Raw genomic sequence first — 570 nt, 5'->3', positions numbered from 1 at the left:
CCTCGTGGCGCGCTGCGGGGCCGGCGTCGCCGCCGATCCAGAAGGGGTCCGTTCGCGCGTTGATGAACATCGCCGGGGCTGCGGCGGCGATCGCGGCGATCTTCGCGGCCGCCACGGCGGGGTCGACGAGGCGGCCGTCGGCATCGGAGTCCTCGAGGTTCACCCCGAGCACGCCGAGGTGGGCGAGCCGCGACACGTACGCTGCGACCGTGGCCGGGTCGTCGGAGAACCCGGCCTCGATGTCGACGGTCACGGCGATCGACGCGGCGGTGAGGCGTTGCGCGAGCGCGAACGTCGCACCGGCGGTCCGTCCGGCGCCGTCGGGGAGTCCCGCGGTGACGGCGACCCCGAGACTCGTGGTGCCCAGCACGGGGAACCCGGCCGCCGTCAGCCATCGCGCGGACGCCAGGTCCCAGGCGTTCGGGAGCACGAACGGATCGCCGGGCCGGTGCAGCGCGCGGAACTCCTCGCGTGTCAGCATGTGCGAAGCTCCTCGACGACCGCGCCCGCGATGGCCAGCGCCAGGTCCTGGGCCGGGCAGGCTCGCGCGCCCGCCCCGAAGGCGAGCGA

1 protein-coding gene is annotated in these 570 nt (G+C 75.4%); it reads right to left on the bottom strand.

All coding sequences use genetic code 11. The annotated features are described in order from the left end of the window. On the bottom strand, nucleotides 1-481 hold a 481-nt coding region (locus tag GH736_RS24125; protein ID WP_203230957.1), incomplete at its 3' end, for an isocitrate lyase/phosphoenolpyruvate mutase family protein. Nucleotides 482-570: the final 89 nt, after the last annotated feature.

Source organism: Agromyces humi (assembly GCF_009720255.1).
Taxonomy (GTDB): domain Bacteria; phylum Actinomycetota; class Actinomycetes; order Actinomycetales; family Microbacteriaceae; genus Agromyces; species Agromyces humi.
This window is presented reverse-complemented; position numbering and strand designations above follow the sequence as displayed.